Origin of the sequence: Mesorhizobium sp. B1-1-6 (assembly GCF_006443035.1) — a bacterium.
Lineage (GTDB): Bacteria > Pseudomonadota > Alphaproteobacteria > Rhizobiales > Rhizobiaceae > Mesorhizobium.
In genome coordinates, this window is record NZ_VFWR01000001.1 from 368793 (window position 1) to 388562 (window position 19770).

A 19770-nucleotide genomic window follows, 5' to 3' on the forward strand; every position below is an offset into this window, starting at 1 on the left:
CATGCCTGCTAAGAGTCTACGCGGCGCCAACCAAAAATGGCTCACCATCGTCGGCATAGGCGAGGACGGTGTAGCCGGTCTCGGCGACGAGGCCAAGCAGCGGATCGCCGACGCTGAAATCATCTTTGGCGGCAAGCGGCATCTGGCGCTCGTCTCATCATTCGCCAAGGGCGATTTGCGCCCATGGCCGGTTCCCTTCGATGCCAAGATGCACGACGTGCTGTCGCTCGCCGGCAAGCGCGTTTGCGTTCTTGCCTCCGGCGATCCCTTTTTCCACGGCGTCGGCGTCACCCTCGCCCGCAAGGTCATGCCGCGGGAGATGCATGTCATTCCCGCGCCGTCGGCCATTTCGCTGGCGGCCGCTCGCCTTGGCTGGGCGCTGCAGGACATCGAAACCGTCTCGCTGCATGGCCGCCCCATCGACCTGATCCGGCCATTGCTGCAACCCAACGCACGCATCCTGGCCCTGACATCCGATGCCGATGCACCGGCGGCGATCGCCCGCCTGCTCACCGAGCTTGATTTCGGCGCCTCGCGGCTGACGGTTCTGGAGGCGCTTGGCGGGCCAAAGGAGAACCTGCGCTCGGCCCGCGCCGATGCGTTCAACCTCGAAAACATCAATCCGCTCAATGTACTGGCGCTCGAAATTCAATCTGGTCCGGATGCGCGTATCCTGCCTTTGACATCAGGCCTCGCCGATCATCTGTTCGACCATGACGGCCAGATCACCAAACATGACATCCGCGCCATCACGCTGTCGGCGCTGGCGCCGAGGCGCGGCGAACTGCTGTGGGATGTTGGCGCCGGCTCCGGTTCCATCGGCATCGAATGGATGCTCGCCCATTCCTCGATGCGCGCTGTTGCCATCGAAGCCGACCCGATCCGCGCCGCCCGCATCGCCCACAATGCTGCCGCGTGTGGCGTTCCCGGCCTCATCGTGGTCGAAGGCAGCGCTCCCAAGGCGCTTGCAAGGCTCGAGACGCCAGATGCGATTTTCATCGGCGGCGGCGGCAGCGATGCCGGCGTGCTGACCGCCGCCATCAAGGCGCTGCGCACCGGCGGCCGCCTCGTTGCCAATGCGGTGACGCTGGAAATGGAGACGCTGCTTCTTGCCCGTCATACCGAGCTCGGGGGCGATCTGACCCGCATCGCCATATCCCGCGCCGCGCCTGTCGGTTCGATGCAGGCCTGGCGGCCGGCGATGCCGGTTACCCAATGGAGTTGGATCAAGCCATGATGGTCGCGGGCATCGGCAGCCGAAAGGGTGTAAGCGTCGAGGACGTGCTTGCCGCGATAGAAACCACGCTCGAAGCGCATGGGCTGGCGATGACGGCGCTCTCGTCGCTCGCCACCGCCACGCTCAAGAAAGATGAACAGGCGATCGCTGCCGCAGGTCGCACACTCAACCTTCCCGTCATTGTCGTCGATGAGGCAGCGCTTAAAGCAGCGTCGACGAAGGCGCTCAGCAACTCCAGCCTCTCGCAGGATCTGGCCGGCACAGCATCGGTGTCCGAAGCATCGGCGCTGGCCGTCGCCGGCGAAGGCGCCAGGCTGCTGGGACCACGCATCGTGCTCGGCCCGGTCACCTGCGCCATCGCCATCAGCGGAGACGCGGCATGACCGTGCATTTCATCGGCGCCGGTCCGGGCGCCGCCGACCTCATTACCCTGCGCGGCGCGCGGCTGCTGGCAAGCTGCCCGGTCTGCCTCCATGCCGGCTCGATCGTGGCGCCCGAATTGCTGCAGCATTGCGCCCCGGGAACGAAGCTGATCGACACCGCGCCGATGTCGCTCGACGAGATCGAGGCCGAATATCTGGCCGCCCACAAGGCCGGCCATGATGTCGCGCGGCTGCATTCCGGTGACCTGTCGGTATGGAGCGCGGTTGCCGAACAGATCCGCCGGCTGGAAAGGCACGGCATTCCCTACACGCTGACGCCGGGCGTTCCCTCTTTCGCTGCCGCGGCGGCTGCTCTGCGGCGCGAGCTGACCATTCCCGAAGTCGCCCAGAGCCTGGTGCTGACCCGCGTCTCCGGCCGCGCTTCAAAAATGCCGCCTGGCGAAACGCTGGCCGGCTTCGGCCGCACCGGCGCCACGCTTGCCATTCATCTTGCCATCCACGCCATCGATCGCATCGTCGCCGAGCTGACGCCGCTCTATGGCCGCGATTGCCCGGTGGCGGTCGTCTTCCGTGCCTCCTGGCCGGACGAGCGCGTGCTGACCGGCACGCTGGAAACCATCGAGGCACAACTGGCCGCCGACCCGATGGAGCGTACGGCCATCATCTTCGTCGGCCGCTCGCTGGCGGCGGAAGGCTTTGGCGAGAGTTCATTGTACGACGCGCATTACCAGCGGCGTTTTCGCGGACGGGACGGATTGTGAGCGACAGCACCAAAAATAAGGGCGAGAACGCCGCGCTCCAACAGGCGCTTGCCCGGCTGAACTTCAAGCCGCGGACGCTTGAGCCCGGCCATGTCTGGCTCGCCGGCGCCGGCCCCGGCGATCCCGGCTGCCTGACGCTGGAAGTGCTGGCGGCGCTGAGTGAGGCGGATGCGCTGGTCTACGATGCGCTGGTCTCCCCGGACGTCGTCGCGGTTGCCGAAAACGCCGAGCTTTTCTTTGCCGGCAAGCGCGGCGGAAAACCCTCGATGAAACAGGACGACATAACCGCCCTGCTGGTCCGGCTGGCGCGCCAGGGCCGCCGCGTCGTCAGGCTGAAGGGCGGCGACCCCTATATTTTCGGCCGTGGCGGCGAAGAGGCGCTGGCGCTGGCGCGGGAAAACATCCCGTTCCGCGTCCTGCCCGGCCTCACCTCGGGCCTCAGCGCGCTGGCCGCCACCGGCATCCCCGCGACCATGCGCGGCATCAACAAGGCGGTAATCCTGGCGACCGGCCATGCCGCCGGCACCGATGACGATCTCGACTGGGCCGCGATCGCGCGCACCGGCCAGCCTGTTGTGGTCTACATGGGCATGGCCAATCTGCCTGTGATATCGGCCGCATTGCTCGACGGCGGGCTGGCGCCATCGACGCCGGCGGCGGTGATCGTCGCCGCGACGACGCCGCAGGAGCGCATCGTCGTCGCCACGCTGGCCACCATCGCCGAGGAAGCCGCCGCCGCCGGCCTGTCCGCACCGGCGCTGATCGTCGTCGGCGGCATCGTCGCCATGCGCGCGGCGCTGGCGGGTGCATCGTGAGCGCCCGCGCGATCATCATCGGCGCGCCGCGCTCCGGCTCGGGCAAGACCAGCGTCACCATCGGTATTTTACGCGCACTCACCCGGCGCGGCCTGAAAGTGCGCGGCGCCAAGTCCGGCCCCGATTACATCGATCCCGGCTTCCACACCGCCGCCACCGGCCTGTCCGGCGTCAATCTCGACAGCTGGGCGATGTCGCCGTCGCTGCTCAACGCACTGGCCGTGAATGCCGCCGACGACGCCGATTTTGTCATCCTCGAAAGCGCCATGGGCCTGTTCGACGGCATTCCGGCCGCGCCGGGCCGCAGCGGTTCGGCGGCCGATCTGGCACGGCTCTACGGCCTGCCGGTGCTGCTGGTGCTGGACGTTTCCGGTCAGTCGACCACGGCGGCGGCCGTCGCCAAGGGGTTCGCTACCTATGATCCGGAGGTTCGCATGGCGGGCGTCGTGCTCAACCGGCTGGGCAGCGAGCGCCACCGCCGGCTGTCCGGCGACGCCATCGAGGCGATCGGCCTGCCGGTCGTCGGCGCCATCCTGCGCGATCCCACCTTGAACCTGCCCGAGCGCCATCTCGGCCTCGTCCAGGCCGGTGAATATGATGACCTGATGGCGCATCTCGACCGGTTGGCCGACATGGCGGAAAAGTCGCTCGACCTCGACGCCGTCATGGCGCTGGCAACACCTCTCACCCCGGAGCCCGGCAGCTTCGACGATGCGTTGCAGCCGCCCGGCCAGCGCATCGCACTTGCCGAGGATACCGCCTTCACCTTCCTCTATCCGCACGTCGCGGCCTACTGGCGCAAGGCCGGCGCGGAGATGGTTCCGTTCTCGCCGCTCGCGGACGAGGCGCCCGACAACAGCTGCGACGTCTGCTGGCTGCCCGGCGGTTATCCCGAGCTTCACGCCGGCCGTCTCGCCGCTGCTGCGAATTTTCGGAGAGGAATGGCAAGGTTTGCCGGGACGAAGCCCATCCATGGTGAGTGCGGTGGCTTCATGGTGCTTGGCGAAGCTCTGGAAGATGCATCTGGCGAAACACACAAAATGCTCGGCCTGCTCGGCCATTCAACCAGCTTCGCCAGGCGCAAGATGAACCTCGGTTATCGCGAAGCACGGCTGCGCGCCGACTGTCCGCTCGGCCCGCGGGGCGCGTTGATCCGTGGGCACGAATTCCACTATGCGCAGATGACAGCGACCGGCGATGACGAGCCCCTGGCCGACCTCGCAGACGGGCAAGGCAATCCGATCGGCGCCTCGGGCTACCGGCGTGGCCAGGTCAGCGGCACCTTCTTCCATGCCATCGCAAGGGGCTGAGGCATGAAGTTCCCGAAGGTCACCCTTTCGCCCCGGCAAATCCCCAGCGATGTTGCCCTCTGCCTGGTCTTCTTCACCAGGCTGCCCTTGCCCGTCATCGACTTTCGCGGCCGCAGCCTTGCCGCCGCGATCTGGGCCGCCCCGGTCGCCGGCCTCGTCGTCGGCCTGGTCGGCGCCATCGTCTTTGCCACGGCGGAACGGTTTGGCCTTGCCATCGGGTCGGCGGCAGCCCTTGCCCTGGTTGCAACCGCGGTCACCACCGGCTGCCTGCACGAGGACGGGCTGTCCGATGTCGCCGACGGTTTTGGCGGCGGCAACACGCGCGGTCGAAAGCTGGAGATCATGCGCGACAGCCGAATCGGCGCCTACGGCGCCATGGCGCTGGCGCTGTCGCTGCTCATCCGCTGGAGCGCGCTGTCGGAATTCGTCGATCCCACACAAGCTCTCTTCGCGCTCCTGGCCGCCCATGCGGCCTCGCGCGGCGTATTCGGCGCCTTCATGCATCTCTTGCCCCCGGCGCGCGACGATGGCCTCTCGGCCGGCGCCGGCACCGTCTCGCGGGAAATTGCCCTCGCCGGCGCCGTGCTCGGCGCCATCCCGCTCCTCCTGCTCGGGCTTGGCGGCGCCATCGCGGCGCTTATCCTGCTCGGACTGCTGTTTGCCGCCTTCCACGCGCTTTGCCTCAACCAGATCGGTGGCCAGACCGGCGACACGATCGGCGCTATGCAACAGGTGAGCGAAATCGCGGTGCTGCTCGTCGCTTCCGTAGCCCTTTCCTGACTCTGTTTCGGAGAATTTCCTTCCATGCCTTTCAAATCCTTAGATGAATTGCGCGCTGCTTGCCTCGACCTGCCTGATGGCGATGACGCCGCCGCGAGCGCGGTCGCCCGGCGCCAGGACACGTTGACCAAGCCGCAAGGAAGCCTCGGCCGGCTGGAGACGATCGCCGCGTGGCTGGCGCGCTGGCAGGGCCGCGACATGCCTAGGCTCGAGCGGGTGAAAGTTTTCGTCTTCGCCGGCAACCACGGCGTTACCGCGCAAGGCGTGTCGGCTTATCCTTCGGAAGTCACGGTGCAGATGGTGGCGAATTTCGCCGGCGGCGGTGCGGCCATCAACCAGCTCGCCCGCATCGCAGGCGCCGAACTCGATGTCATTCCGCTCGATCTTGACCATCCGACCGGCGATTTCACGCAAACGCCGGCGATGGACGACAAGACGTTTCTTGCCGCGGTCTCGGCCGGCTACGATGCGGTGACTGATGATCTCGATCTCGTCTGCTTCGGCGAGATGGGCATCGGCAACACCACGCCGGCTGCCGCGATCTCGGCGGCGCTGTTCGGCGGCGGTGCGGAAAAATGGACCGGACGCGGCACCGGCGTCGACGATGCCGGCCTCAAGCGCAAGGTGGTTGCCATCGAATCCGGCCTGAAACGCCACGCCGCCATTCTTGCCGATCCGCTGGGGATTGCCGCGGCGCTCGGCGGCCGCGAACTCGCCGCCATCTTCGGCGCCGCGCTTGCCGCCCGTCACATGGGCATACCGGTGCTGCTTGACGGCTTCGTCTGCACCGCAGCCGCAGCACCTTTGGCAAAGCTGCACTCCACAGGTCTTGCTCATACGATCGCCGCCCACGTCTCTGCCGAGTCAGGTCATCGCGGCCTGCTGGAAGCGCTCAATCTGCCGCCGCTGCTCGACCTCGGCATGCGGCTCGGCGAAGGCTCCGGCGCTTGCCTCGCCGTCAACATCGTCCGCTCGGCGCTGGAGTGCCATGCGAGGATGGCAAGCTTTGCCGAGGCCGGCGTGTCGGAGAAGTAAAATCTTCCGGTTGTAGCGATTCTCGAATAGATCTGGTGGATGAAAAAGCTTCACCCGGCTGCCGCTGCTATGACTATCGCCGTGCTGCTTGCTGGTGTGCTTCGGCACAGTGGATATTCAACTTACGGCCCGATCGACACCGCAATTCTCGTTGTTTTTCTGGTTTTCTTCTGGTGGCTCATCAGCGATTTCTCAGGCGGAAAGGCCGCCATTGATGCCGACGACGGTCGGAGCGCGGACAACGGCATGGCTTTTCGGTTCGGCAGGTTTCTGAGCCGCGTTTTTCGGCGCGGCCAATCGTAGTCTTTGACCAAGCTGCAAAGTCCCGCGTCTCACCTGGCCAACGGCGGCCGGGTTGCGAAGGCAGCCAAACACTGATGAACGAGCGCGGCAATTGAACCGGCCTATTCAGGGTCTTTCCACCAAGTCTTTGAAGAATTTGGTGGGTGCGCACAGGATTGAACTGTGGACCCGCTGATTAAGAGATAGCGGGGACTTTCTGGTCTAAGTACCTGAAATCGCTATCATCTCCTTGAAAATCCTCGTCTTTCCGATCGCCAAAGAGCGACAAAGTCGGAAATAGCGGGTGTGTTCGGCAGCACGGTGCCGAACACACCCTCGGTCAACGAGGAAAGATGTCCATACAACCAATAGGTGCCGGGTCGAAAAAGCCCTGGCCTGAAGGCACCATCGAAGACTGGCAGCAAGGGGCCAGTTACGGGTGGCTCGCAGACAAGTACGGACGGTCGTATAGCACGGTCGTCAAACTCGTCCGTCGAGCTAAGGAAATGGGGACGAAGCGGATCGAGGTCACGTCGGCCAGACGCCGAGGCGGAAGGCTGGCTTTGGCCGGTCAGAAGCCTTTGAGCTATGGCCATCACTCGATCGGGATCCGCTTGAACAAATACCGGGAAATCGATCATGCCTTCACATACCAGCAGATGGCTGATCAGATCTCGGTTAACCGACTCACGGTGAGGAAAATGGAGATGGGTCTCCACGACTTCACCATCAGGGAGCTGCAGACCTTGGCGACCGTGATGAGCACGTCGATAGAGGAGTTGATGAGACCATTCGCGCAATGATTGACGACCGCATGAAGAACTACTGGGGGGCCGTCCGCGGACTGCGGACGGCCAAGAGCCGAGCCGACTGGCTCAAGGGCCCCTTCCAGCTTGCGATCACGCTGGAGAAGGACCCAAGGCTCCGAGCCCTGCTCATGAGCATCCACGACACGGAAATCAAACAGCCGGCCTAGCGCCGGCTTTTTTTATGGAGTCCAGAATGAACGAAAATATTAGGCCAACGGTGGACGAGCTGCTCGCCGTCAAGGCGAAGCTCGAACCGCTGGAGGCGCGCTACGAGGTTCTCAAGGAACTCATCCGCCCCGCCGGCGCCGACACCTACGACGTCCCAGGCGTCGGCAAGGTGATCGTCTCGGCCCCAGTCGAGCGCAGGGCCAAGGGCTCGGAGATCGTGATCGACCACGCCAAACTCGAGGCGGCCGACCGAAAATTCAAAGCCAAGCTGTTCGAGCTTGGAATTCTGAAGACCGAGACCACTTATACAAGGGCCTCGAAAGCCAAGGTCGAAGTCCAGCTCGCAGAGGAGGTCAAGAAAGCAGCGTGAACGGCATACACTGGGAAGGCGACATCGCCTTTCTGCTGCAAGGCGAGAAGACAACAAGCGCCTTCAATTTTGAGATCCCATGTCCGTTCGAACCGAGCAAGAACCCTTGCGATCATCGCATCGATCTCCGAGCTGAAGTCGACCCTTCACGCTTTCCCGCCGACCCGCTGGTAGACGCCATGTCGCCGGTGCCCCAGGAGATGGGGAACCAAGCGGTGTTCATCCCACAACCAGAACTCCACCTCATCCTTGCGATCCTGTCCAGGATGAGCAGCCCTACCCGACTCCCGATCGCTCCTTTCTGGAGCGTCAGACCTGACAAGATCATCAGATCCCTCGGATACACCAACGTCCAGCCCCTCGTCCTGACCGGCGTGCGGGCCAAGGACAAGCGTTTCGTTGACCAGGTCCTGGAGGCGGCTCCGTACCTGCCCCGCCGGCTCGTCCTTCAGGGTGAACCAACCCTCGTCCTCCGTCCCGAGGCGAGACGATCAACCAGTACTCTAGGGCAAGTGAATTTGGCCGACCTGATCGCCCTCCCCTGGGAGGCGTACGGCGCCCATTTGCTCAAACAGCACATGCTCAGCAAAGGAAACTGAAATGTCTATCGAACGTCAATCCAATGTCATCGCCGCCGTCTTCCACAACTCGGAATATGGCCGCTCAAAGCGGTACCATTATTTCTGCCCTTACCCGGTCGCGGTGGACGACCACGTCATCGTTGACAGCCCGATCGGCGGCTACACCTGCGTCAAGGTGGTCGACATCCTTCCGAATGGCTCGATAAAGGCGACCAAGCGCGTCATCCAAGTCGTCGATGACAGCGACTACAAGGCCCAGGCCGAGCGCGAGAAGCGAGTGGCCGAAATCGAGGCCGCGCTCGAACGGCGCACCAAGGAGTACTCGAAGCTCCAGTTCTTCAAGAAGATGGCCGAGATCGATCCCATCTCGAAGAAGCTGGTCGAGGAACTCGAGGCCCTCGCGGCATGATCGACCACGACTTGAAAGTCCTGCGATCCGTCGCAGGTGACGACGACGCGATTGACGGGTGGGGCGCCGCTGTCGGCGCCTCGCTCGGCTACCTCCAGGGCTCCGGCTACGTGACCAGGGGTATGTGGCCGGAACCCACCGAGAAGGGCTGGAACTATCTCCGCGACCAGGGGATCGAGATCTTCGGGAAGCTGGAGTTGTTCGACGGCCAGCTCCGGCGGGTCGAGGACGCCACCCGCCACGGCTGGTTCCGCTTCAACAAGCACTACGACCGCGGTGGTTACTGCGACAGTCCAGCACGAGGATACTGACATGGGATTGGAAATCGAACAGCTCCTTCGCGCCAAGGCGGAGGAGACGACACGTGATGCTGATCGCTACGCCCTGATCAAACGAGCCCTGCACTGGCTCGAGGACACTGGCCGGGACATCGACATCTTCCCCGAGTTCCGCGGCCACTACGCGTCGTCCTGCATCGGGTACAAGGACGTGATCAAGCTGCTCGACGAACACGTTTCGATGAAGATGAGCGCTGTGATCCAGACCGTCAGGGAAAGCGCTGAGGCCGAACTCAAAGCGCTGGATCAGAAGTATGGCTGACCTCCTGTTTCCCGAGGAGCAGAAAGCCTCGGCCGCCGACGTCGATCTCTATGAGAGCCGAGCCGACGACGGCTGGTATCGATACGAGGACAGCGCTTCCAACCGCACCAGCATCCACCTCTCCCGCTATCGCGTCCTGCGCGAGACGCCGAAGGGCGTCTGGCTCGACGACTACGGTCAGGGGCGCTTCGTCCTGAACGGCGCCGGTAAGCGCTGGGCTTACCCCACCATCGAACAGGCGCGCGAGTCATTCCTGATCCGCAAGCGCCGCCAGGTCCAGCACCTGAAACATTACCTTGCGCACGCCGAGATCGTGCTCGCAGCAGCGGAGAAATTCTTCAATGCACCACAAGGGTAAATCTGACAAGGAACTCCTCTGGGAGGTGATCCGGGAGCGCGATCGCGCGCTTGGCGAGCGTGACGCGTACAAGCTGGCCTGCAAGCGGGCCGGCGTCTGCATGAGTTGTGTGATCCAGCCTCCGGAGCCGTACGGCTGCTCGGATTGCATGAACACCGGCTGGCAGCAGGGTGATCCCTACGAGCGGATCAAGGAGTTGGCGGCGGTCGTCAAGATGACGCTGGATTGGGCTGAGAAGCGCTGCCCTTGCCACAACGAGGAGCCGAACCCATGCACCCTCTGTGGTGCTTCGGTCGAGAACCTCGAAGCCTGCAAATCGGCAGAGAACACGGTCCCTCCGATCATCCTTGACGAGCTTCGACATGTCCGAGCTCGCTGACCAACTAGAAGCCGCCCGCGCCGAGGTCGCCCGCATAGAGCGCGAGATCGCCCAGGGGCCGTGCCGTGAGCACGGCCACCAGTGGCAGTCCTATGGTGGGTCCAACGCAGGATGCACCCCGGACTGCTGGTGCTCCGTCCCGGTCAACGTCTGCTCGAAGTGTGGCGACTGCGACTACGGCGACAATCAGGAAGCGGACGAGGTCCGCAGGAACTGCAAGGATTTGATGAATGGATGATGGTGTATCGCTCCGCGATTACCAGATCGCCGACCTCGCCTACTATATCCGCAATCCGAAGTGGCTGAACCTGTCCGACCCGGGCACGGGGAAGACCCCCTCGGTCTGCGTGTATCAGTGGTGGCTGTGGAAGGAGCATGGCGTAGGTTCTGCGTTCGTCATGCCCCTTTCCCTGCTCAAGAAGAACAGGGACGAGATCCTCCGCTTCACGAACTTCAAGCCCGATGAGGTGACGATCGTCACGGGGCTGCGGCCTCTGTCCCCCGCCCAGAAGAAGCTGGCCGAGACCCTGATGGAATGGGATCACAGCCGCAGCAAGTACAAGCTGATCGGCTCTCAGAATGCCAGCTTCAAGGCCCTCCGCGAGACCGGCGTGGCCCGTGCGGACATGACCATCGACCGCCGAATGCTCCAGGCCCGCACCAAGCTGCCCTATGAGCTCGCCAACCCTGGCAACACCAAGGTGTTCCTGATGGGCTTCGATGCCTTCTCGACCCACTGGGAGGCGCTGCCTGACTTCGTCAAGGCGGTTCAGGTCGACGAGATCCACAAGGGATACAAAGGAGATGCCTCGCAGCGCACGCAGGGCTTCTACGACAGCTTCTTCCGCGGGCCGATGGAGTATTTCGGCGGCATGACCGGCACGCTCGTCTCCGGCCGCCTGGACAGCGCCTATCCGGCGATCCGCATCATCGAGCCGCGCTACTATCCCTCCTACAAGGGCTTCTACTACTACCACTCGATCGAGGACCCGATCACCGGGAAGCTCAAGGCCTGGCGCAACCACGAAAAGCTGTCGGCGATCTTCGGCAAGCACGGCATCCGCCGGACGTTCGAGATGGTCTACGGCAAGGAAGCCAAGGTCATCATCCCCGAATACGTCCAGATGTCCGAGAAGCAACGCGAGATCTACGACAAGTTCAAGGACGACGCATTTGTCGAACTCGACAAGTTCTATCTCGACGGCACCCAGCCGGGTGTCGGCTTCATCCGCGCCCGCCAGATCATGGAGCACCCGAACGCGTTCCCGGATCTCTCCGACCCTGAGAGCGGGAAGACGATCGACATCATGAAGGGTGCCCGCTGCGGGAAGGAGGAACGCCTCGATCTCCACTTCGAGGACCACGCCCGCACCGGCAAGCCAGTGATCGTCTACGCCGCCCTCAAGCCCCAGCAATATCGGATCCTGGAGCTGGCCCGCTCCTACGGACTGAAGGCAGACATCCTGAATGGCGACGTTACGCCTAAGCAGCGCGGTGAGATCGACCTGGCGTTCCGTGAGGGGCGCCTGAACTGCATCATCGCCTCGCCGGCCGTCGCCGACGTCGGCTTCAACTGGCAGTTCTGTGGGGATCAGGAGGTCGATCACATGATCTTCGCCTCGCTGGACTTCCTCGACACCACGGTGTTGCAGGCCTACCGGCGTGCAATCCGCGGCAAGCGTGGCTCGCCGTTGCGCATCACGGTCCTGCTGTACGAGGACAGCCTGGATAACCGGATCACGTTCATCATCTACCAGAAGAGCTTGGACGCTCACAAGGTGGATCCGACGCACGAGGTGCTCAAGCTTTACGAGCACAACATCGAAGGAGGAGAGGAACTAAAAGAGGCCGCATAGAAAACAATCACACCGGTACTCTAGGACAAGAAGAAAAGGCCCGTCGTAATTCGACGGGCCTTTCTTATTTCAAGTTCACCGCACGAAGCGGTGTTGAAAACGCAAACACGAAGGAACTGTTCATGAACAATATCGACAATGCCATCGCTCAGGCTACCCAAGCCGCCGCTGCCATCCCCCAGGACAACGCTCAGCACAACGGCGCCAACGCCGTTACCACTGCTTCGCCGAGCCAGGGTGCGGTCGCGCAGGCTGGTCGCCCGATGGGCCTGGACGACGCGATGGCGGGTGCCGTCGTTGTCGACGAGTGGCTCAAGGTCAACGAGCATGGCCTGCAGATCGGCGCGAAGAAGCCGCTTCTGGAGGAAATGAAAGTCCGGATCGACCTGAGCGACGTCGCCTACAGCGAGTCGGTCAAGTACGGCAACCCGGCGACCTACCGCAAGACCTACGACCGCGTGATGACCACGGACGGTTCGACCTGGGCTCAGGCCCTGTCGGAGGCCCGCGCGGTGGACCCGAAGGCCCGCCCGTACCGGTCGGCCGACATCCAGCTGGAACTGCTCGATGACATCAAGCTGAAGGACGAGACGGTCACCGCCGGCACGATCCTCGGCCACTCGTTCTCGACGACCGGCTTCAAGAGCTTCGCCAAGCTGGTGAAGCAGATGCAGAAGGACGGCAACGACCCGGCCGGCGACACGATCGACGTCACGGTGGGCTACCTGGAGCAGGCCTCCAACGGCAACACCTGGGGCATCCTCGACTTCCGCGACTACACGGTCGTTGGCTAACCGAGTTTAGCCGGGGCTTCTCATCCTTTCACCCGGCCAGCCTGGGCGGGACGCAAGTCCCGCCCTTTTTGTTTCAACTCCCGGAGAACAAACATGGATACCACCGAAGACAGCCAGACCGTGGCCGCTGGACAGCTGCGAGCTTTCATCGAGCGCATCGAGCGCCTCGAAGAGGAAAAGACCACGATCACCGACGACATCAAGGAGGTCTACGCCGAGGCGGGTTCCACCGGCTTTGACAAAAAGGCCATTCGCAAAATCATCGCCCGTCGCAAGCTGGACGCCGACGAGCGCCAGGAACAGGACTCGATCCTGGATCTGTACGAGGAAGCGCTCGGGATGGCGGCGGCCGACTGATGCAGCGCCGCTCCTTTCTCAAGGCGCTCGGGCTGGCTGCTGTCCTGCCCGCTTCGTCTGCGATCAAACCGGCGGCCAAGCCGCCGGTTCTGGTCACCGCCGACGAGGTCGCCGTCAAGCAGCTATCAGGGCTTGATCTGCAGCTAGGCACGATCACCGCCGGGACGCTCCGATACCCCGGCGGGGAGCTCAATCTCAACGCGCGTTACCTGGAGATTTTCGGGTGATCCGCGTTTACGACATGAACTCGTACCTGCGTGTCGAGCTGGAAACGGATGTCTCCGGCTTGGCACCACGCAACTTCATGCAGGACGTGTTCGCCTGTCCCGATCCAGTCATCTGTGTTTGGGACGGACCCAAGGGAAGCCAGAAACGCCGCGAGATTTTCCCCGGCTACAAGGTCGGCCGTAAGGCACCGGACACCGGCATCTACAACGGCTTCCACCTCACTCAAAAGACACTGGAGCACTCGAAGGCGGTACAGATCAAGGTCCCCGGCTACGAGGCCGACGACGTGATCGCGCTACTTGCACGCCGCTACGCGGCCCGGGGTGCCCTGGTCGCGATCTACTCAAACGACAAGGACATGTGGCAGCTCGTCGGCGAGTTCCCCAAGAACGTCGTCTGTGGTGCCAACCCGCTGAAGGGCGTCGAACCCAAGGACACCCGCCTCTACAAAACCTGGGTCGGGGACAGCTCGGACAAGATCCCTGGCGTACCCCGTTTCGGCGAGAGCTTGTGGGAGGAGAACGGCCCACGGCGCCTCCAGCGCGCCACCGACATGATCTTCGCCGGCCAGGATGGCTGGCAGAAACAGATCAAGCTCCAGCCGAAGATGGTCAGCTGGCTCGAAGAGAACCCCGACCAGTTCAAGGCCTACTGGGACATCATCGGGTTCCTCGACGTGCCGGAAGACCTCGTCACTGAGCACACCATCATCGGTCAGCCCGATTTCTACAAGGCCGACCAAGCCCTCAAGGAGTTCATGCAATGACGATCAAGACCGTGCTGGTCGACGCTCGCAACGTCGACCAGTTGATCCCGCACATCGTCAGCCAGGTGAAGGCCACCCCCTTCAACGGTCTGGACTGCGAAACCCAGGACGATGCGCGCCACGACGGCCTGAACCAGTTCATGAGCGTCGACCCGGTCAGCCGGAAGAAGTCCAAGGCGAAGAAGCTGGTCTTCGACATGCGCCGGACGGTGATGACCGGCTTCTCGGTCTACCCGGAGAATTCGGACACTGCCTACTATCTCAACCTGGCGCACGCCGACGTCGAGAACCGCGTCCCGTGGGACGCCGCCAAGGCCGTGCTCGACGCCAAGGCCGGCGATGCTTACTGGATCGCTCACAACGCGCCCTACGAGCTCAGCGCGTTCAAGTCCTGCTTCGGCTACGACCTGCCGGAGATCATCTGCACCTTGCAGATGGCGGTGTCGGCTTATGGCCCCGACGAATACGATCCCAACAATTTCCGCTATGCCGGCCGCGGTGCGTTCGCCCCGCTGATCACTCAGATGATGCAGCTCTGCTCGCAGGGCGGCTTCGACCCCGAGAAGGGAGAGTTCACCGACAGCCGGCTGGCCGAGATCGTCTATTCGATCATCGGCAAGCAATCGAAGGCGGCGCATAGCTACAACGGCTACGTCAACGACCTTGCCTACGGCTACGGCCTGAAAAAGGCGGTCAAGTCGTGGTTCGGCTACAACATGACCACGTTCGACGAAGTCCTCGGCGACAAGGCCCACATGGGCCAGTTGACGGGTGATGAGGTCGCCGCCTATGGCGCCGACGACGCCTACTGGGCTCTGCGTCTCTTCCGCCGCCTGCTCCAGTACATGGTCGACACCAACCGTGGCGTCACGCAGACGTTCTTCGAGCAGGAGAACCCGATGATCCACCTCTTTGCGCAGATGCGCGAGGTGGGCATGAAGGTCAACTTTGACAACATCCTGGCCCGCCGCGCCGAGGAGCGCGAGAACACCGCCGAGGTGCTCCGCAAGACCAAGTCCAGCGTCAAGGAGCTCCTGCCGTTCCCCGAGGAGAAACACCCCGGTCTCGAGAAACGCGACAGCTGGTATCAGAAGAGCGCCGACAAATACCGCAAGCAGATCGAGGACTGGTGCAAGCTGCCTGATTGGCCGGATGCCTACAAGCAGTGCATCCAGGTTCGTGGTGCGGTGTCGAACGCTTGGGCCAACGAGAACGGCGACCCCGAGCCCAAGGGCGTCAACCTCTCGCATTACATGCCCATGCGGACGATCTTCTATGACCTGACGGGCACGAAGGTCATCGTCAACCAGAACAAGACCCAGTCGGACGCTGAGGCGCGCGGCAAGCTGATCGACCGGTTCAAGGAGGACGGCCACGAGACGGCCAAGAACCTCCTCGTGTCGATGGGCGAGCTCGCCAGCATCGAACAGCGCATGAAGCTGTACCTGACGCCCTACAGCCAGCTCACCGACCCGGAGACCGGCCGGATGTACCCGACCGTCACCTCCATGCTGGCGTCTCGGCGCATGGCCTGTGAAGATCCGAACGCCATGCAGCTCGCCAAGCGTGGTGAGAGCACCTACGTCCGTGGCTTCTTCGAAGGCGACGACGACGAGCACCTTGTTCTCTCGCGCGACTGGTCGGCTATCGAGCTGGTCATCATCGGCGAGCTCAGCGAGGATCCGACGTTCATCGACGCTTATTGCCAGATCCCGCACAAGGATCTGCACACCGGCTCGGCGACGGCGGTGCTGGCGGCCGACTGCGAAGGCCTGACGGAGACGACCTTCAAGGCGCTTTCCAAATACGACAACGTCGAAACCTTCCTGGAGGAGTTTGGCGCCAAGTTTAACAACCACGATCGGCTCTTCACCAACCTGAAGGGCGAGCCGCTCCAGCCGGACAAGGCCTACAAATACTGGCGTACCGAGGCTGGCAAGAACTCGAACTTCAACTACTGGTTCTCGGGCTGGCTGGCGACCATCGGCGAGCGGATGGGCTGGTCGCAGGAAAAGACCAAGATGGCGACCGAAATGTATCGGGATCGCTTCTCGGTCGCCGAGCAGTGGCGCACTGGCCTGATCGAAGAGATCGCCCGTGAGGGTGTTGTCTACCTGCCTGACGGTCACCGTCGCGTCCGTTACGAGGCCACCAACCAGTGGCTCATCTCGTTCAAGCAGAAGTTCGACATGGGCAACGGCGCCGAGATGGCGACCTACAACGCGCTCGTCCACTGGATCGCCAAGAAGATCCAGAAACGGGCGTTCAACCAGGGTGTCAACTCGGTCGTCCAGGGCACATGCGCCACGATCGCCAAACGTACGGCGATCAGAGTCATGGCTCGGATGAAGGAGATGGGCTGGGACTTCCGCATCATGCGGCTCATGGTCCCGATCCACGACGAACTCGTGTTCTCGATCCACCACAAGCATGTGCTCGACGGCATCCAGATGCTCGGCGAGTGCATGAACAACCACCCGGACATCTTCAAGGCCTGCAAGCTCGACAGCTCGCCGGCACTGGGGGTCACCTTCGAGCCCTACGACCCGAAGAAGGCGCCGGCTGGCCAGATCGAGCTCTACGAGGCGCCCAAGCTCCCCGGCGTTCTGCCCGAGGACACCGCGGGCCAGCGCCTCGGCGACGACCACGTCCTGTCGGTCGTCGACTACCTGATGTTCCAGAAACGCAAGCTCATCAAGGAAGCAGCATGACATTTGAGGAGGAACTGGTGGGGCTGCGGCCCCACCTCTTCCGGCAGGCAATGAAACTCGCCCGCACGATCGATGGGGCCGAGGATCTTCTGCAGGATACCATGGTGAGAGCTCTCACCAACCGGACCCAGTTCCGGCCAGGGACAAACCTCGCGGCGTGGACATTCACCATCCTGCGAAACCAGTTCATCAGCAGTAAGCGCCGTGATGGACGCATCCTGGACGACCCGGACGACCATCACACCATGGCAATGGCCATGGACGCTCCACAGGAACCCCGGGAGGACTTTCGGGACTTCTTGGACGCCTTCATCACCCTCCCACTGAAGATGCAACAAGCCCTCTACCTGGTGGGGCTGCTGGGTCACGAATACGGCGAGGCCGCAGAGATGCTCGACCTGCCCGAAGGGACCATCAAGAGCCGGGTCAGTCGAGCAAGAACGAAACTGGAGAAAGCACTGACATGAAACTGCAGCTGATCGCCCGTCACATCCGTGACGACCAAGACAACATTCTCGAGTTGGACGACGACGTCGTCGCCCTGCTCGAACGTATGAAACTGGAGATCGAGGAGAACAAGTCCGAAGGCTCCAACTGGCGCTTCGCCATTACACCAACGAAGGAGGCTTACCAGTGAGCATCATCACCGCCAGGGCTAAACTCTTGGCGATTGCCGACCGCGCCCCAATCGAGCTTGGCGTCGAGATCATCGAAATCATCGAGAACGAGATGTTTCGGGCCTCGCCCATCCGGAAAGCCCGTCGCACCTCGTCGGCCCTAACAGAGGGATTGCGCCGGCGGATCAAGCGCTACGCCCACGAGAACCCCGACGCGACGTTCCACGAGATCGCCACACACCACAACGTGTCGATCGGCCGCGTCTCCGAAACCCTTAACGACGTCTACCGCAACCGAAGGACTGCTCAGTGATCTCATCCAACCCCATTTACAAGCTCGACACCCAGGGCCGCCTCCGCAGCTGGCGATACGAAGTCGACCGCAACAGCTGGCGCTCGATCTCCGGCCTCGTGGACGGCGCCCAGACGCCCACCGACTGGACTGTCTGTTACGCAAAGAGCCAGGAGACCAACGAGGGCCAGGCTCGGTTCGAGGCCGAGGCCGAGGAACGCAAGAAGCTGGAGCGCCAATATCACCGGACGCCGGAGGCCTGCGCCACGCCGAATTTCTTCGAGCCGATGCTCGCCAAGGGCTACAAGGCCGGAAAGACCAAGTTCCCGATCGCCAGTCAGCCGAAGCTGGACGGCATCCGTTGCATCGCCCGGGCCGAGGGCTTGTTCTCCCGCCAGGGCAAGCCGATCGTCTCCTGCCCGCATATCGAGGAGGAGCTGGCGCCGTTCTTCGCCGCCGACCCCGACCTGATACTGGACGGCGAGCTCTACAACCACGACCTGAAGGCCGACTTCGAGCAGATCGTCTCGCTGGTCCGCAAGCAGGAGCCGAACCCGGCGACCGCTGGTGTGGTCCAGTATCACGTCTATGACATCCCCTCGTTCGACGGCACATTCTTCCAGCGCGCGCCGGTCTACAACGCCATGCTGCAGGGCTGCACCCACCTGTTCCCGGTCGAGACCCGCATCGCCTTCAACCAGGCGATGTTCGACAAGGACTACGAGGAGTTCCTCGGCGAGGGCTGGGAAGGCCAGATGGGGCGCGTGGACGGTGAATACGAGATCGGCAAGCGCTCGGCCCACCTCCTGAAGCGTAAGGAGTTCCAGGACGCCGAGTTCAAGATCGTCGAGGTCGTCGAAGGCCAGGGCAACTGGTCGGGCTACGCTAAGCGCCTCACGGTCGAGCTGCCGGACGGACGCACCTTCGGCGCCGGCATCGCCGGCACGCAGAACTTCTGCCGCCAGCTGCTGGAGGAGGCTGATGTCTGGGTTGGCCGCCAGGCGACGATCAAGTTCTTCACCCCGACCGGCGATGGCATCCCGCGGTTCCCGGTCGCCATCAAATTCCATGAAGGAGCTCGTCTCTAATGGATACGATTAGCGTAGAGCAGCGGGAGGCCATGCGTCAGGCCTTCCGCGAGGAAAACCGCCGCTCATTCGAGCTGGAGCAAGTTCACTTGGCCGGTCGCCTCGAACGACAGGAGATCCAGCAGTTCTCCAAGGCCGCCACGAGCGGCCAAGGAAACCGCGCGCAGCGCCGCCGGATGCAGGCCGAGCTCAAGAAGATGATGAGGAAACGCTGATGGGCTTCCCAGCACCTTTCGTCGGCTCCAAGCCGATCGCCGCCCCTCCAGGCCGGGACGATATCCTCCCCGGCCACTTCTTCACGAACGGGCGCTTCGTTGTAAGTGCTTGGCAGCTGACGCCCGAAGAGGTGGCCGTAATCAACCACAATGGCGGCAAGATCTTTGTCGCTGTGGGGACGGGTCGAGATTTCTATCCGACGCTCGTCGGTTCATCGGAGACGCTCAGGATGATGCTGCTCGACTATGGCGGCACCTTCCCGAGCCAGCCGCTGGAGGTGATCGCCTGATGTTCGACAACCTCATCCTGAAACGCAAGCTCAGGAACTCGCTGATCATCTGCTTCCGGTGCGACGGGTGCATGGGAACCGACCACAATTTTCAATGGATCGGTACCGTCGTCGGGTTCGAGAAGACCAGGTTTGCCGGCGAGGCCGCCCAGGTCCGGATCATCAAACGCGACACACATGGCGACTGGCGAGACGGGAGCCAGGGCTTCGAGCTCGTCACCCTCGGCGAGAAGCCTCAGAAGCTCGCCCCCGCCCTCTACGCCGTCTATCGATAAGGAA

At 63.0% G+C, this 19770-nt stretch carries 31 protein-coding genes; all 31 read left to right on the forward strand.

Going from position 1 to position 19770, the window contains the following annotated elements:
- Position 1: 1 nt before the first annotated feature.
- Positions 2 to 1237, forward strand: coding sequence for a precorrin-6y C5,15-methyltransferase (decarboxylating) subunit CbiE (cbiE, locus tag FJ979_RS01760; protein WP_140579853.1), 1236 nt, complete (start codon positions 2 to 4; stop codon positions 1235 to 1237).
- Positions 1234 to 1620 carry a cobalamin biosynthesis protein gene (locus tag FJ979_RS01765; RefSeq protein WP_140579854.1) on the forward strand — a complete coding sequence of 129 codons (387 nt, stop codon included), beginning with the start codon at positions 1234 to 1236 and terminating at the stop codon, positions 1618 to 1620. Before cbiE ends, FJ979_RS01765 begins: the two co-directional genes overlap by 4 nt.
- The gene (gene cobM / locus FJ979_RS01770) at positions 1617 to 2381 is read left to right on the forward strand and encodes a precorrin-4 C(11)-methyltransferase (RefSeq protein ID WP_140495563.1); all 765 of its coding nucleotides are present in this window, start codon (positions 1617 to 1619) and stop codon (positions 2379 to 2381) included. Before FJ979_RS01765 ends, cobM begins: the two co-directional genes overlap by 4 nt.
- Positions 2378 to 3196 (forward strand): uroporphyrinogen-III C-methyltransferase, encoded by an 819-nt coding sequence (gene cobA, locus FJ979_RS01775; RefSeq protein WP_140495562.1) that lies wholly within the window; start codon positions 2378 to 2380, stop codon positions 3194 to 3196. The genes cobM and cobA overlap by 4 nt, the downstream gene beginning before the upstream one ends.
- Positions 3193 to 4506, forward strand: a complete 1314-nt coding sequence (locus tag FJ979_RS01780; RefSeq protein WP_140579855.1) for a cobyrinate a,c-diamide synthase — start codon at positions 3193 to 3195, stop codon at positions 4504 to 4506. Before cobA ends, FJ979_RS01780 begins: the two co-directional genes overlap by 4 nt.
- 3 nt (positions 4507 to 4509) lie before the next feature.
- Positions 4510 to 5286 (forward strand): adenosylcobinamide-GDP ribazoletransferase, encoded by a 777-nt coding sequence (gene cobS, locus FJ979_RS01785; RefSeq protein WP_140579856.1) that lies wholly within the window; start codon positions 4510 to 4512, stop codon positions 5284 to 5286.
- A gap of 24 nt (positions 5287 to 5310) precedes the next feature.
- Positions 5311 to 6321, forward strand: a complete 1011-nt coding sequence (gene cobT, locus FJ979_RS01790) for a nicotinate-nucleotide--dimethylbenzimidazole phosphoribosyltransferase (RefSeq protein WP_140579857.1) — start codon at positions 5311 to 5313, stop codon at positions 6319 to 6321.
- A 39-nt stretch (positions 6322 to 6360) separates the two neighbouring features.
- Complete coding sequence (locus tag FJ979_RS01795; protein WP_140516441.1) at positions 6361 to 6624, forward strand: hypothetical protein; 264 nt, start codon at positions 6361 to 6363, stop codon at positions 6622 to 6624.
- A gap of 332 nt (positions 6625 to 6956) precedes the next feature.
- Entirely contained in the window at positions 6957 to 7406 is a 450-nt protein-coding gene (locus FJ979_RS01800; protein WP_140579858.1) for a helix-turn-helix transcriptional regulator, read from the forward strand.
- Complete coding sequence (locus FJ979_RS32390; protein WP_181176978.1) at positions 7403 to 7579, forward strand: hypothetical protein; 177 nt, start codon at positions 7403 to 7405, stop codon at positions 7577 to 7579. The genes FJ979_RS01800 and FJ979_RS32390 overlap by 4 nt, the downstream gene beginning before the upstream one ends.
- Before the next feature lie 26 nt (positions 7580 to 7605).
- Positions 7606 to 7950, forward strand: coding sequence for a hypothetical protein (locus FJ979_RS01805; protein WP_140579859.1), 345 nt, complete (start codon positions 7606 to 7608; stop codon positions 7948 to 7950).
- On the forward strand, positions 7947 to 8549 hold the full coding sequence (locus FJ979_RS01810; protein WP_140579860.1) for a hypothetical protein: 603 nt from the start codon (positions 7947 to 7949) through the stop codon (positions 8547 to 8549). The genes FJ979_RS01805 and FJ979_RS01810 overlap by 4 nt, the downstream gene beginning before the upstream one ends.
- A gap of 1 nt (position 8550) precedes the next feature.
- Positions 8551 to 8940 (forward strand): hypothetical protein, encoded by a 390-nt coding sequence (locus FJ979_RS01815; protein WP_140579861.1) that lies wholly within the window; start codon positions 8551 to 8553, stop codon positions 8938 to 8940.
- Entirely contained in the window at positions 8937 to 9251 is a 315-nt protein-coding gene (locus FJ979_RS01820) for a hypothetical protein (RefSeq protein WP_140579862.1), read from the forward strand. Before FJ979_RS01815 ends, FJ979_RS01820 begins: the two co-directional genes overlap by 4 nt.
- 1 nt (position 9252) lies before the next feature.
- Positions 9253 to 9540 (forward strand): hypothetical protein, encoded by a 288-nt coding sequence (locus tag FJ979_RS01825; RefSeq protein WP_140579863.1) that lies wholly within the window; start codon positions 9253 to 9255, stop codon positions 9538 to 9540.
- Positions 9533 to 9898 carry a hypothetical protein gene (locus FJ979_RS01830; protein ID WP_140579864.1) on the forward strand — a complete coding sequence of 122 codons (366 nt, stop codon included), beginning with the start codon at positions 9533 to 9535 and terminating at the stop codon, positions 9896 to 9898. The genes FJ979_RS01825 and FJ979_RS01830 overlap by 8 nt, the downstream gene beginning before the upstream one ends.
- On the forward strand, positions 9882 to 10277 hold the full coding sequence (locus FJ979_RS01835; protein ID WP_140579865.1) for a hypothetical protein: 396 nt from the start codon (positions 9882 to 9884) through the stop codon (positions 10275 to 10277). The genes FJ979_RS01830 and FJ979_RS01835 overlap by 17 nt, the downstream gene beginning before the upstream one ends.
- Positions 10261 to 10515: a hypothetical protein gene (locus FJ979_RS01840; protein WP_140579866.1), complete on the forward strand. Its 255-nt coding sequence runs from the start codon at positions 10261 to 10263 to the stop codon at positions 10513 to 10515. Before FJ979_RS01835 ends, FJ979_RS01840 begins: the two co-directional genes overlap by 17 nt.
- Positions 10508 to 12133, forward strand: a complete 1626-nt coding sequence (locus tag FJ979_RS01845) for a helicase-related protein (RefSeq protein ID WP_140579867.1) — start codon at positions 10508 to 10510, stop codon at positions 12131 to 12133. The genes FJ979_RS01840 and FJ979_RS01845 overlap by 8 nt, the downstream gene beginning before the upstream one ends.
- 122 nt (positions 12134 to 12255) lie before the next feature.
- Complete coding sequence (locus FJ979_RS01850; RefSeq protein WP_140579868.1) at positions 12256 to 12927, forward strand: hypothetical protein; 672 nt, start codon at positions 12256 to 12258, stop codon at positions 12925 to 12927.
- A gap of 93 nt (positions 12928 to 13020) precedes the next feature.
- Positions 13021 to 13284: a DUF2312 domain-containing protein gene (locus FJ979_RS01855; protein WP_140579869.1), complete on the forward strand. Its 264-nt coding sequence runs from the start codon at positions 13021 to 13023 to the stop codon at positions 13282 to 13284.
- Positions 13284 to 13511: a hypothetical protein gene (locus FJ979_RS01860; protein WP_140579870.1), complete on the forward strand. Its 228-nt coding sequence runs from the start codon at positions 13284 to 13286 to the stop codon at positions 13509 to 13511. The genes FJ979_RS01855 and FJ979_RS01860 overlap by 1 nt, the downstream gene beginning before the upstream one ends.
- Positions 13508 to 14278, forward strand: a complete 771-nt coding sequence (locus FJ979_RS01865) for a hypothetical protein (protein ID WP_140579871.1) — start codon at positions 13508 to 13510, stop codon at positions 14276 to 14278. Before FJ979_RS01860 ends, FJ979_RS01865 begins: the two co-directional genes overlap by 4 nt.
- Positions 14275 to 16989 carry a DNA polymerase gene (locus tag FJ979_RS01870; RefSeq protein WP_140579872.1) on the forward strand — a complete coding sequence of 905 codons (2715 nt, stop codon included), beginning with the start codon at positions 14275 to 14277 and terminating at the stop codon, positions 16987 to 16989. The genes FJ979_RS01865 and FJ979_RS01870 overlap by 4 nt, the downstream gene beginning before the upstream one ends.
- The gene (locus tag FJ979_RS01875) at positions 16986 to 17456 is read left to right on the forward strand and encodes a sigma-70 family RNA polymerase sigma factor (RefSeq protein WP_140579873.1); all 471 of its coding nucleotides are present in this window, start codon (positions 16986 to 16988) and stop codon (positions 17454 to 17456) included. Before FJ979_RS01870 ends, FJ979_RS01875 begins: the two co-directional genes overlap by 4 nt.
- Positions 17453 to 17626: a hypothetical protein gene (locus FJ979_RS32395; protein WP_181176979.1), complete on the forward strand. Its 174-nt coding sequence runs from the start codon at positions 17453 to 17455 to the stop codon at positions 17624 to 17626. Before FJ979_RS01875 ends, FJ979_RS32395 begins: the two co-directional genes overlap by 4 nt.
- Complete coding sequence (locus FJ979_RS01880) at positions 17623 to 17919, forward strand: hypothetical protein (RefSeq protein WP_140579874.1); 297 nt, start codon at positions 17623 to 17625, stop codon at positions 17917 to 17919. Before FJ979_RS32395 ends, FJ979_RS01880 begins: the two co-directional genes overlap by 4 nt.
- A complete protein-coding gene (locus FJ979_RS01885; RefSeq protein ID WP_140579875.1) occupies positions 17916 to 18986 on the forward strand; it encodes a hypothetical protein in 1071 nt (356 codons plus the stop codon). Before FJ979_RS01880 ends, FJ979_RS01885 begins: the two co-directional genes overlap by 4 nt.
- A complete protein-coding gene (locus FJ979_RS01890; protein ID WP_140579876.1) occupies positions 18986 to 19201 on the forward strand; it encodes a hypothetical protein in 216 nt (71 codons plus the stop codon). Before FJ979_RS01885 ends, FJ979_RS01890 begins: the two co-directional genes overlap by 1 nt.
- Entirely contained in the window at positions 19201 to 19491 is a 291-nt protein-coding gene (locus FJ979_RS01895) for a hypothetical protein (RefSeq protein ID WP_140579877.1), read from the forward strand. The genes FJ979_RS01890 and FJ979_RS01895 overlap by 1 nt, the downstream gene beginning before the upstream one ends.
- Entirely contained in the window at positions 19491 to 19766 is a 276-nt protein-coding gene (locus tag FJ979_RS01900) for a hypothetical protein (RefSeq protein WP_140579878.1), read from the forward strand. Before FJ979_RS01895 ends, FJ979_RS01900 begins: the two co-directional genes overlap by 1 nt.
- The last annotated feature ends 4 nt before the right edge of the window (positions 19767 to 19770 follow it).